Annotated in this window: 14 protein-coding genes; 4 read left to right on the top strand and 10 right to left on the bottom strand. The window is 39.0% G+C overall.

Annotation, left to right across the window (positions count from 1 at the left end; all coding sequences use genetic code 11):
* Positions 1-73 precede the first annotated feature (73 nt).
* From FHG85_RS00180 to FHG85_RS00170, 3 genes are read right to left on the bottom strand one after another with little or no spacing between them, the layout of a single operon-like run.
* Positions 74-430 carry a DUF190 domain-containing protein gene (locus tag FHG85_RS00180; protein WP_173072265.1) on the bottom strand — a complete coding sequence of 119 codons (357 nt, stop codon included), beginning with the start codon at positions 428-430 and terminating at the stop codon, positions 74-76.
* A 4-nt stretch (positions 431-434) separates the two neighbouring features.
* Complete coding sequence (gene crcB / locus FHG85_RS00175; RefSeq protein WP_173072264.1) at positions 435-812, bottom strand: fluoride efflux transporter CrcB; 378 nt, start codon at positions 810-812, stop codon at positions 435-437.
* A gap of 32 nt (positions 813-844) precedes the next feature.
* Complete coding sequence (locus FHG85_RS00170; RefSeq protein WP_246249309.1) at positions 845-1,471, bottom strand: DNA-3-methyladenine glycosylase family protein; 627 nt, start codon at positions 1,469-1,471, stop codon at positions 845-847.
* 63 nt (positions 1,472-1,534) lie between these two features.
* Here FHG85_RS00170 and upp point away from each other — a divergent pair, with 63 nt between their 5' ends.
* Positions 1,535-2,185 (top strand): uracil phosphoribosyltransferase, encoded by a 651-nt coding sequence (gene upp / locus FHG85_RS00165; protein ID WP_173072262.1) that lies wholly within the window; start codon positions 1,535-1,537, stop codon positions 2,183-2,185.
* A gap of 123 nt (positions 2,186-2,308) precedes the next feature.
* Positions 2,309-2,812 carry a lipocalin family protein gene (locus tag FHG85_RS00160; RefSeq protein ID WP_173072261.1) on the top strand — a complete coding sequence of 168 codons (504 nt, stop codon included), beginning with the start codon at positions 2,309-2,311 and terminating at the stop codon, positions 2,810-2,812.
* 79 nt (positions 2,813-2,891) lie between these two features.
* On the opposite strand, the gene folK is transcribed toward FHG85_RS00160, so the two are convergent.
* On the bottom strand, positions 2,892-3,389 hold the full coding sequence (folK, locus tag FHG85_RS00155) for a 2-amino-4-hydroxy-6-hydroxymethyldihydropteridine diphosphokinase (protein WP_173072260.1): 498 nt from the start codon (positions 3,387-3,389) through the stop codon (positions 2,892-2,894).
* A 191-nt stretch (positions 3,390-3,580) separates the two neighbouring features.
* On the opposite strand from folK, the gene sppA reads away from it, so the two are divergent.
* Both sppA and FHG85_RS00145 read left to right on the top strand, forming a co-directional pair.
* Entirely contained in the window at positions 3,581-5,350 is a 1,770-nt protein-coding gene (gene sppA, locus FHG85_RS00150; protein ID WP_173072259.1) for a signal peptide peptidase SppA, read from the top strand.
* Positions 5,351-5,590: 240 nt separating this feature from the next.
* A complete protein-coding gene (locus FHG85_RS00145; protein ID WP_173072258.1) occupies positions 5,591-6,928 on the top strand; it encodes a cyclic 2,3-diphosphoglycerate synthase in 1,338 nt (445 codons plus the stop codon).
* Positions 6,929-7,049: 121 nt separating this feature from the next.
* Here the strand turns inward: FHG85_RS00145 and FHG85_RS00140 are convergent, their stop codons facing one another.
* The 6 genes from FHG85_RS00140 to FHG85_RS00115 form a co-directional block, all read right to left on the bottom strand.
* The gene (locus FHG85_RS00140) at positions 7,050-7,439 is read right to left on the bottom strand and encodes a hypothetical protein (protein ID WP_173072257.1); all 390 of its coding nucleotides are present in this window, start codon (positions 7,437-7,439) and stop codon (positions 7,050-7,052) included.
* A 398-nt stretch (positions 7,440-7,837) separates the two neighbouring features.
* Entirely contained in the window at positions 7,838-8,869 is a 1,032-nt protein-coding gene (gene rlmN / locus FHG85_RS00135) for a 23S rRNA (adenine(2503)-C(2))-methyltransferase RlmN (protein WP_173072256.1), read from the bottom strand.
* A gap of 5 nt (positions 8,870-8,874) precedes the next feature.
* A complete protein-coding gene (locus tag FHG85_RS00130) occupies positions 8,875-9,540 on the bottom strand; it encodes a ferredoxin reductase domain-containing protein (RefSeq protein ID WP_173072255.1) in 666 nt (221 codons plus the stop codon).
* A gap of 78 nt (positions 9,541-9,618) precedes the next feature.
* The gene (locus FHG85_RS00125; RefSeq protein ID WP_173072254.1) at positions 9,619-10,275 is read right to left on the bottom strand and encodes a porin family protein; all 657 of its coding nucleotides are present in this window, start codon (positions 10,273-10,275) and stop codon (positions 9,619-9,621) included.
* Between the two features lie 10 nt (positions 10,276-10,285).
* Positions 10,286-10,591 (bottom strand): MTH1187 family thiamine-binding protein, encoded by a 306-nt coding sequence (locus FHG85_RS00120; protein ID WP_173072253.1) that lies wholly within the window; start codon positions 10,589-10,591, stop codon positions 10,286-10,288.
* A gap of 4 nt (positions 10,592-10,595) precedes the next feature.
* Positions 10,596-12,296, bottom strand: a complete 1,701-nt coding sequence (locus FHG85_RS00115) for an Ig-like domain-containing protein (RefSeq protein ID WP_173072252.1) — start codon at positions 12,294-12,296, stop codon at positions 10,596-10,598.
* Positions 12,297-12,318: the final 22 nt, after the last annotated feature.

Below are 12,318 nucleotides of genomic sequence, written 5' to 3'. Positions count from 1 at the left end.
ATGTCGCATAATCAACAAATAGGTAAACTAAGTTTAACTAATTTAACATGATGATATTCAACAACGAGAGAGCCTAACGCTTTTTGCCTTCCTTGTATAGCCAAACATTTACGGGTTCAGCTGTAATCATACAGCCATATCTCATCTCCTCCAGGTAGGGCTTAATGGTATTGAAAAATTGGGTGATTTTTTTCTCTTCATCTATAATTTCGACTGTGACTGGGAGCTTATCCGAAATCTCCCAAAACTTATAGGAGTGAACAATTGAACTTGCTCCAAATCCCATTATTCCTTTAAAAACAGTAGCTCCTGCAAGGTTATACCGTTTAGCTTGATATACAATTGATTCAAAGAGCAGTGAGTGCTTTAGCTTATCGGTTGAGCTAATGTATATTCTTAGTCTTATCGCTTTTGATGTGTCTTTTTTCATCTCATTATAGAATTTGAACTAAATATCTACCAATAAAAACCGATACTAATCCTAGAATAAAACTTGCTCCTGAATAAATTATAAAATGGAAAAGTTCACGCCCCTGAAGCATTAATAGCATATCGTTTGCAAACGATGAGAAAGTTGTAAATCCACCACAAAAACCAACCGCAAGAAACAGGCGCAACTCTGGTGATAAAAAGTTACTTCGTTCCGACAATCCGTAAACCAACCCAATAATTAAGCTTCCTACAATGTTTACAGTAAAAGTTCCCCATGGAAAATCGGAAAGGGTTTGTAGCTGAAAATATCGGCTAACTAAAAATCTGGATGCACTTCCAATAAATCCGCCTAAACCAACTATTAGAACCGACTTAAACATCTCTCTTTTTTTACAAAAGTAGCTAGAATTAGTTATAAACGAGTGGCATTTTTCTTTTTATCGTTCATGTACGCCCAAATTAGCCGTGTACCCCAAGTTCTATATGGCTTCCAGGCGCTGGCTATTTCATGAAGCTCGTTTGTAAGCATTTTCCCTTTCGATTGCAAATCATAGAGCTCAACCATCCCCTTTTTTATGGCCAAGTCATCAACAGGGAAAACATCCTCTCGACCAAGTGAGAATATGAGTAACATTTGGGCTGTCCAAACACCAACTCCCTTAACCTGTGTTAGGAGATTAATAACCTCAACATCGGTCATCTTTTTAATCCTATCAGTACTCAAATCGTTTACTAGAGCAAATTGGGCCATTGACTTTACATACCTAACTTTTGAGTTCGATAAGCCTACCTCTCGTAAAACCTTTTCATCTTTACCTACCAGCAAATCGGGAGAGGGATATCTATCGGGAAAAACATCCAGGAAACGCTCGTAAATCACCTTAGCTACCCTACCCGATAGCTGCTGAGAAACTATGTTTTCGAGCATATCAATATAGATATCGCTTGTAATTGGCAACGGTTTAACCTCGTATTTATCTATTAATCTACTCATTACGTCATCCTTGCCCAACGCTTTTTTTATCTCCACTTCTAACATCAATCAATTAATTTTTAGTGTAGGATATTATTTTTGTAACTTTGCTAATATAAAACAAACGCAATGATACACGAACTTGGTAAGCAAAACTCAATTCTTAACCAATTCATATTGGAGTTAAGAGATGTAAATGTACAAAACGATTCAATGCGTTTCCGCCGCAATCTTGAACGATGCGGCGAAATTTTTGCCTATGAGATAAGTAAGGTTTTGAACTACGAAAATGTTCAGGTTCAAACACCACTCGGTACAGCCGATGTATCTGTTCCTACAGAGAATATAGTTTTGGCAACTATTCTTCGTGCTGGTTTACCCTTGCACCAAGGGATGCTTAACTATTTCGATAAGGCACAAAATGCCTTTATTTCTGCATACAGAAAGTATGATAAGGATGGTACTTTTCGTATTCAGTTTGAATACGTATCAACCCCAAACCTCGATGGCAAAACCCTTGTATTAATCGACCCCATGCTTGCCACCGGAGCATCGATGCTTCTGGCATACAAGGCATTGCTTGAGCATGGAAAACCCTCGCATACTCATATCGTTTCGGTAATTGCCTCAAAAGATGGCGTGAACTATATGAAGCGTAATCTTTCGCCAAGCGAAGCAACCCTTTGGACAGGAGCCATTGACGATGAGCTAACCGTAAAATCGTATATCGTCCCTGGCCTTGGTGATGCTGGTGACCTTGCCTACGGGAAAAAAGATTAACCTTGCAAAACATTATTAGAAAGCTTCTTTTACTTTTTAAAACCATTAATAGGTTTTGAGTTTTCTATTTTGTAAATTGCATAACCCATCCTAATCGATATTACAAAAATGAAACTCAGAACTATGGCAATATTTGCTCTGCTATTTGGTACATCTTGCAAATCGCAGGATTTACCAACAGTTCCTGAATTAAATCTGGAACGTTACCAAGGAACTTGGTATGAAATTGCTCGTCTTCCCAATCGATTCGAAAAAGGGTTAAGTTGCATTTCGGCAACCTACACCATTAGAGAGGATGGTAGGGTAACGGTTGAGAATCGAGGTGTAAAAGCCGAAGGAAAAGAGAGCTACATTAAAGGGGTGGCCTGGGTTCCCAATACCGATGAACCTGCTAAGCTAAAGGTTAGGTTCTTTTGGCCTTTTGCTGGCAACTACTGGGTAATTTCCCTTGACGAAAACTACCAATATGCATTGGTTGGAGAACCAAAGAGAAAGTACATGTGGATTCTTTCAAAAACAAAAACGCTCGATACCCAAACTTTTGATAAGCTTAAATTGATTGCCAAGCAAAAAGGCTTTGATGTGGATAAACTTATAATGGTAAATCAGGATTGTAACAAGAATTAAAATAATGAGTTGAAAGAATATATTTTTTATTTTAAAACCTAATTATAATAAAACCCCTATGTTTAGGGGTTTTACTTTATTAAGCGTTAACAGGTTCATACCTCCAAACCTTTGATTCATCGTGGCAGGTAACAGCTATCTCAGTTACCGTTATTGAGAATAGCGGATGAATAAAATCGGGGGCTATCTCTTTCAACGGTTCTATAATAAAATTACGCTTGTGAAGCTGCTTATGCGGCACGATAAGTTCTGGAGTATAAAGAATAAGGTGGTCGTAAAAAAGAACATCAATGTCAATTGTGCGTGAGGAATAACCCTTTCCTGTTCGTTCGCGTCCAAGCTTCGATTCTATGTATGAAATTTCCAACATAATTGCAGCTGGGCTAAGCGAAGTTTCTACCTTAAGCACCTGGTTCAAGAAGTTACTCTCGGCTTCAAAGCCCCAAGGTTCAGATTCATAAACCGACGATTCCTTTACTATACTCCCTATTCTTGATTTGATAAAATCACGCGCACATGCCAAGTAGTTTTCTCTATCGCCTAAATTACTCCCTAATGATAGGTATACCTTTGCCATAATTTATATCTTACTTAGGCTAACAAACTTATTGCTTTTTTTAGTTTATTATCAAAAATAATTTGATTTTTTTTAACCACTAAATACATGTTATTAACATTCAGTGCATTACACACTATTTTAATCCAATAATTTTTTGTAACTTTATCAACATTAATTTGTCTTACTAAAAACCTATAAAACTTTATACTATGAAACAGTTTTTTAAATACGTACTGGCAACCATTGTCGGTATTATTCTATCATCACTTGTGATGTTTTTCCTTTTTATTGGAATCATGAGTGCTATTGTTGCCGCTACCGACAGTAAGGAAGTTAAGGTTAAAGAGAATTCCATTTTGTATGTCGATTTAAAACAGCAGGTTGTTGACCGGGCAGCCGACAATCCTTTTCAAAATTTCGACTTTTCCACCCTTGAGCCCAACAGCCCTATGGGGTTAAACCAAATTCTCAAGGCGCTTAATAATGCAAAGAACGACCCTAAGATTAAAGGAATCCTACTTGAGATTGATGCTATTAACGCAGGTGCAGCTACTACCGAAGAGATTCGAAATGCCCTTCTTGATTTTAAATCTTCTGGAAAATTCATCTATGCATATAGCGATACCTACAGCCAGAAATCGTTCTACCTGGCATCGGTTGCCGATAGCATTTTCCTAAACCCAGAGGGAATGGTTGAGTGGCTTGGACTTCGTTCCGAGATTATGTTCTTCAAGAAAACACTTGAAAAACTTGGTGTTGAGCCACAAATTCTACGTCATGGGAAATTTAAAAGTGCAGTTGAACCCTTTATGTTAAACAAGATGAGCCCCGAAAACAGGGAGCAAACTCTCACCTATCTCTCTTCCATTTGGAACCAATGGGTTAGCGCTATATCAGAAACACGTGGTATTTCGGTAAAGGAGCTTAACCGCTTGGCCGATGACTTGGAAATATTCAATGGTAAGTCGGCTAAGAAATACCATTTAGTAGATAGCCTGATATATAAGGATGAACTTCTTAGCTTCCTTAAAAATAAGCTAGGTGTTGAAGAAAAAGATGATATCAACAGCATTGCGTTAAATAAGTACTTTAAAGCTCCTGAGGTTAATAAACGTAAGTTTACTCGCGATAAGATTGCAGTTATCTATGCTACAGGCGAAATAGAAATGGGTAATGGTGGACCTGACAATATTGGTTCCGAGAGTTTATCGCGCACCATTCGAAAAGCGCGTCGCGATAGCGCCATCAAGGCAATAGTTTTCCGTATCAACTCTCCTGGTGGTAGCGCACTGGCTTCAGAGGTAATTTGGCGCGAGGTTGATTTGGCTGCCAAAACAAAACCAGTTATCGTATCAATGGGCGATGTTGCCGCATCGGGTGGCTACTACATTGCCGCTCCTGCAACCGCCATTGTGGCAAATCCAACCACCATTACTGGTTCTATAGGTGTTTTTGGCCTTTTCTTTAACCTCCAAAAAGCGCTCGATAAAAAGTTAGGCATCAATGTTGATGTGGTTAAAACCAATGAGCATGCCGATTTCTTTACCATGTTCCGCCCAATGACCGCCGAAGAGAGAGCTGTAGGGCAAATGTTTATTGAGGAAACCTATCAAACCTTTATTGGCCATGTATCTTCTGGTCGCGGCATTCCCGTTGAACAGGTTGATGCTATTGGCCAAGGTAGAGTTTGGAGCGGTGTTAATGCCAAGGATATTAAGCTTATCGATGAGTTTGGTGGCCTAACCGATGCCATTAAACTCGCCGCCGAAAAAGCAGGTCTAGAAAACTACCGTTTGGTTGAAATGCCCAAACAGAAAAAGTTTGTTGAACAACTTCTGGAAAACATGTCGGCCGAAGCCAAGTTGTGGATTTTAAAAGATGAACTTGGAACATCGTTTAAAGCATATAACAGGATTAAAAACATGCTAACAAACCAAGGCGTTCAAGCACGCATTCCTTATGACATAGAAATCTATTAATCAAATTCTTAACCCATTTTTTCAGCCCCGTCTTAAAAATGCGGGGCTTTTTTCATTACTTATTCACAAAACATGTTCTTTAACATATTTTTACTCAATAAACTGTCCCACTGTATTTTATGTTGGTTTTAAACCACCTTGTAAAAAACTATTTTTTTTATATGAAAATTTTGAAATTTAAAAAATTAAATTTGAGAGATGTAAACCTAAAATCTAACCTAAATTTAAAAAGGAGGTCTTATGAGACGTAATGTAGTTATTATCGGTGCAGCCGGAAGAGATTTTCATAACTTCAACACATTCTTCCGCGATAAAGAGGAGTATAATGTTGTTGCCTTTACCGCTGCACAAATCCCCGATATCGATGGTCGTAAATATCCTGCCGAGCTGGCTGGAAAGCTTTACCCAAATGGAATTCCCATTGAATCGGAAGAAAATCTTGCTCAGATTATTAAAGAAAAGAATGTTCACGATTGTGTTTTCTCGTATAGCGATGTAAAATACCAACACGTAATGCGCCTAAGTTCAATTGTTAACGCAGCAGGTGCAAACTTTATGCTTCTTGGTCCAAACGAAACCATGATAAAGAGTACCAAGCCCGTTATAGCAGTTGTTGCTACACGAACAGGTTGTGGTAAATCGCAAACATCACGTAAGGTTATTGAGTACCTTATGGGTCTTGGACTTAAGGTTGTTGCTGTTCGTCACCCTATGCCTTACGGCGATTTGGTTGCCCAAAAGGTACAGCGTTTTGCCACTGTCGACGACCTAAAGAAACACAAATGTACCGTTGAGGAGATGGAAGAGTACGAACCACACGTAGTTCGTGGTAACGTAATTTACGCAGGTGTCGATTACGAGGCCATTCTTCGCGAAGCCGAAAACGACCCCAACGGTTGCGATGTTATACTTTGGGATGGTGGAAACAACGACTTTGCTTTCTACAAACCCGACCTTACCATCACCGTGGTTGACCCACACCGTGCCGGTAATGAGGTTAGCTACTATCCTGGCGAGGTTAACCTTCGTCTGGCCGATGTGGTGGTTATCAACAAGATGGATTCTGCTTCGCCTGAGGGCATTCAGATTGTTCGTGAAAACATTCGCAAAACCAATCCTAAAGCTATCGTTGTTGACGGCGCTTCGCCCATTAAGGTTGATAAGCCAGAACTCATTGAGGGTAAACGCTGCCTAATAGTTGAGGATGGTCCTACCCTAACCCACGGCGAAATGAAGATTGGTGCTGGTACCATTGCCGCCCGCAAGTTTGGCGCAAGCGAAGAGGTTGACGCTCGTCCATACCTGGTTGGTAAGCTACAGGAAACCTATCGTATCTACCCCAACATTGGTAATGTGCTACCTGCCATGGGATACGGTGAGCAGCAGCTCAAAGATCTTGAGGCTACCATTAACAACACCGATTGCGATACCGTTATAATAGGTACCCCAATCGACCTAAGCCGTATTATCAACATCAAGAAACCCACAACCCGCGTATTCTACGACCTAGCCGAAATAGGCCTACCCGACCTAAAAGGTGTTCTTGAGAAATTCGTAAAGGATCATAACCTGAAATAATCGTAAGGTTGAAAAACGAAAAGGCTGTCCTTAGCGACAGCCTTTTTTATTATAATTTTTAGACTAGTAAAATCAATTTTCTATAGTTTCGTGAAATTACACTAATGTAAATAAATTTTGGCTAGTCATAGCACAAACCATGTTCGTAAGTATTTTCGTAATCCGTTGATTTGCATTTTGGACAACGGGCAGGCGCATCAAGTCTGAATTGCCCCCCACATTTACATAACCCGGCAACCTTTTCAACAATATCATCATACGATTCTATACTAATTGCCTCACCAGGATAAGTTTCCTGTATTAGCTTATCACTACTGCTCGTAGCAATAGAATAGGGTTGATTTAGCCCTTTAAGATATTGGAAATGTGCATCACCTATCTTATTAAACATTAGACTTTTCTCCTTTCCACACTTTTCACAATGTAGAAGATGGAAGAAAAAGCCACCTCCCTCTCTTACAATAAATTTTTTTCCACATTTCTTACACTTAGCCTTATATTCATATCCCATAATAACCAATTGTTTAATATGTGTTCTATGAATTGATAGTCTTCCTTTTACTTTTTTAAAGACTAGTTTATTGTTAGATATAGTTGCTTAATCAAAAATAATAAATATCCTAGTTTTCGTAAATGACATTTGAAAGGTTTTGTAGCGCCTTCAACTATTCTTGGAAAAGGAAAACGAAATTTATATTCTGGTTCAATGAAATAGCTTACTTCATCAAATTCATTTTTTATAACCAGAAGATTCAGAGAAGACAGAGGCTAGTTGCTATCAAGAAAATTAATACATAGATTTTCAAACTAAAATCAAAAGGGATACAACACCACTCAGCATGCCATGAGTTTTAAAATCATCTCCCTTCTCAAAATTAAGAATAGGGTTAGGGTATAAAACTCACCAGCCTACTGCTGCCTACCCTTTTCCTGCAAAGCCTTTGTGGATAGTAGCCCGCAGGCGGCTTGAATGTCTTGCCCGCGTGATGCCCTAATGGTGGTAAATATTCCCTTTGATGTTAATGAATCGCGGAATTGAATAATGCGTTCGTCGGGCGAGGTACGAAGTGGTGAACCGGGTATTGGATGGAAACGAATTAGGTTAATCCGACAGGTTAATCCATTTAGAAGCTTCACAAGCGCCTTAACGTGGCGCGGGGTGTCGTTTAGCCCATCGAACATGATATATTCAAATGAAACCCGCCTGTGGTCAGTAAACCTATACTTTTTTAGCTCAGCAATAACATCGACTATGGGATGAACGTTTTGGATTGGCATAAGCGTTTTTCGCTCGTCGTCGAAAGGTGTGTGTAGGCTAATGGCCAAATGGCAGCTGGTAGACTCAATGAACTGCTTCATGGCTGGAATGAGACCGATAGTGGAAACGGTAATCCGTTTGCTACTCCACCCCATTCCCCAATCCGAGGTCATTATCTGAATGCTTTTAAGCACATTGTCAAGGTTATCGAATGGTTCTCCCATTCCCATGTACACGATATTGGTAACTTTTTCGAACTCGGGAATGCTACGCAGCTGGTTAAGTATTTCACCTGCAGTTAGGTTACCCTGGAAGCCCTGCTTGGCAGTCATACAAAACAGGCATCCCATTTTACAACCCGATTGCGACGAAACGCAAAGAGTTGCCCTGTCCTTATCGGGGATATATGCAGCCTCCACGTACCTATTAGCGAGAACAGGAAAAAGATACTTCTTGGTTCCATCGGCCGATTCCGTTACCTTTTCAGGTTTGACTAGTCCAACTGTGTATTTGGCAGAAAGCTGCTCACGTGCCTTTTTTGAAAGGTTGGTCATTGCATCAATGCTCTCGGCATTGTGCTTGTAAAGCCATTCTGTAATTTGCTTAGCGCTAAAAGCAGGTAAACCCTCTTCTAAAACTATCGATTTAAGCTCTTCAAGTGTTTTACCGTAAAGTGGAACCATTTCGGTTAAAAATATATTTCAGAATTAATATTACTAACAGGAACACCACGTGATATAAGAATATCGCGTGTTTCAACAACCATTTCGGCACTTCCGCAAAGGTAGTAAGGCCTTTCAGGGTCAAGGTCGTTCCATTGCTTTACAAAGTCGGTTACCCTACCCACAAACAGGCTTCCTTGTTCACATCGTGAACAGCACCTTATATACCTATTACCCAGCGTGTTTTCTAAGTAATCGGAATAGTAGAAATAATCGGTATATCGTGCACCATGGATTAACGTGGCACCTTTTGCCTTGTTCGACATCAACATAGAAATAAATGGAGCAATGCCTGTTCCAGCAGCAATGAAAATTGGTGATGGCTTTACCTGAGTATACGTACCAAATGGCTTTGATACCATCAAATTATCGCCTGGTTTAAGCATTGAAAGCATTGGTGTTAGTTGGCCCTCTACCCTCTCGCTGTAAAGGATTGAAATAAGCTCATCGTTCTCGCCCGATGCTATGCTATAGTAGCGTGGTTCAATATCGCGTGAAATCCCTAATGCAACCACCTGGCCAGCTAAAAATGGGGTTATCTTTTTAAACTTCAGTATATAAGAACCTGGTGCAATACTCTGGTTTGAGATTACCCGTTGTATATCGTAATCAAATTCGTTCCACTTTTTCATCTACTAGAACACAAATTTAGGTATCATTAAACAGGTATTATGAACAGAATAAAAACCCAATGGTTCGAATTTTTACAACTATTGTATAGAATTTCCAAACCTAAAAAGATATCCTATGTTAATGCTCTGGAACCTTGCTTTTGATTGTTTGGGCATACCCCCATAGGTGTGATTTTGCATATCGCCGAAGCCAAAACCAATTCGTCCATCAGCATAAAGAGTTCCCCAATTAAAATCGTAGCTAACCCCTACTCCACCAATTAATCCAAAATCGATTCTATTATCACGCAAGATGTTAATATCGATATTTTTCATCACATATTGCCCCGATGAGTTATTACCTTCCGAAGCTTTTATCATGTACGCAATATATGGCCCAGCATTTACAAGTATCGATGTCCTTTTTAGCTGAAAACATACCTGCATAAAAATAGGTAGCTCAATGTAACTATTTACACGTTTATATAAAGTGTCGCCAAGCTCGGCAATATCAATGGGTTGTCGATAGCCACGATTTACCCTGTAAAGCTCTGCCTGAAAACCGAAATATTTAAGATTGTAATACTTAAAAACCAGGCCATAATCAAACCCATCGGCAAAAAGCATGCGTGTGTTTTGAACGGGATTAAAAGAGATGTCGCTCATGGTATAACCACCTTTTACACCAAAGTATGTTTGGGCAAAACAAGTAGAAATAAGTGTTGAGAATAAAATTGTTAATATTTTTCTATTCATTTTGTTCTATCTAATGATTGTCCAATTTTTGTTTAACCGATTTGATTTTACCTTCAATTCTGCCCATATCGCTTTTGCGAATATCGAGATTAACAGTAACATAAACCCTTTCGCAATCGGGTTCAAGTAGCTTATACGATTTATCAATCACCTCAAGAGCTTGCTGTAGAGTAGGGGTTTCAACAATTGTTCCCATGGCTGTTAGCCTGTACTCATAACCCAAACCGCTTATCATTTTTATAATCTTGGCCACGTATGGGCTAACACTGGCGCCCTTATCGGTTGGAAACATGGCAAAATTCATTAATACTGACATATGCTTACGGTTTTAGTTCATATTGTAATTCGCTATCCCAGTTTGCACGAATACTAATTACACCTTTTGTCTTTTCATCGGTATAGTAAAATACCCTTTCGGGCTGAATATGTTTCATGTAGTTTCCAGTATCCCACTTTCCATTACCGTTTGCATCGTCAATAATTCGTATTTGATATTTTCCTGGTTCGATAAAATCAAACTTAACAAAAGAGTTACCTTTTGCAATTTTGGCAGCAATTACCTTGGTTGCTTTTTCGTTTAAAAGTTCAACAACCGCCTTGTTTTTAACACCAGTAAGATTAAGTGTTAATGTACCAAACTTCTCAGGGTCGGCACCATTTACCTTAACTTCAAGTGTGTCGTTTGTTTGGGTAACTATGTCGGTAAACGCCATCGGCAATACAAGCATATGGTAGGTTTTACCCACCTCCCATTTTTTATAGAACCTGTAAATTCTTGGATTAATACTATCGGCTTCTAACTTAACATCGGGTTCAACAATACTATCGGTTTGGTTAAATATTAATATTTTCGATGAGTCAACACTTAGGGCAGGTTTTGGAAGTGTAAACTCAACGGGTATGTTTGGAATAACAGCCTTATCGCCAGGTATTGATGTGGTTAATGAAAAACCTTTCTTAAGCGTATCATCGGTACTTTTTTGCTTTTCGGTTTCATAGTAAAGGAATCGCAATGTATCCCTTTGTGGTAAAAGACGATATAAAGAATCGGTTTTGTAGTAATTAAGAATTGTCATTAAGGTATCGCGTTTGGCTAATTCTGAATTAGATATCCAAAGGGTCAGGGTATCGCCATTATTATCGGGTTCAACAATATACCAATCTGTTAAACTGGTAGAATCAATAGGGTGGAGCTTGAAACCATTTATGGGTACTCTGGAGAAATGTAATGTTAACATGTACCTTTCGGGCCTGTCGTATCCGCTTAAAATTTGGTTTGGTAGCTCCTCGGTAAACATTCGCATCTTAATTGCAGCTGGGGCAGAATCGTTTTGAGTAGATGCTGCTAACAACGAGTCGTAGAAAGCAATAAACTCTTTTCCTTGGTTATACAAGTAATCGCTATTCTTATCGGTAATGGCAACCACTTTATACGAAGTTGGTTTTAAATTCACAGCGGTAAACTTACCGTCCTTATCGGTTTTAGCAATATGCAAGGGTAGGGTGGTGTATGGAAGGGTATCTAATGCCTTATCGTAAAGCATTACCAAAGCATTCTCAACTGGTTTATTGGTAAATGCATCGGTAATTGTTCCTTTAAGCACAAGGGTATCAATTTCATTTCCTGTTGAAAATGAAAAAACAAAATTATTTATAGGATTATCCTCGTTGTTATCTCTAATTGCATCGGAAAAGTAAAAGGTGTAAGTGGCATTTGGCTTTAGGGTATCTAATAGCTCAAGAACAAGTTTTTTCCCTTTTAACTGGGGAATAGGCCTATTTTTAAGAGGTGGCGAAACCAATAGTTTTTGCTGTAGCTCTTTGGGTTTTATATACTCATCGAACTCTAAAACTATTTTATCGCCATTAAAGTTTGTTGAATTAATCTTGGGAATGCTATTTATTAGCACGGGTGGTAAAGTATCCTTTGGACCACCTGTTGGTGAAACCACCTTTGCGCACCGTGGGAATAGCAATAGTAAAAATACCACACTTCCAATTGCTACAAATATCCTTTTCAAAACTTTAATATTTTTAAGAATT

The organism is Tenuifilum thalassicum (assembly GCF_013265555.1).
GTDB lineage: Bacteria > Bacteroidota > Bacteroidia > Bacteroidales > Tenuifilaceae > Tenuifilum > Tenuifilum thalassicum.
This window is presented reverse-complemented; position numbering and strand designations above follow the sequence as displayed.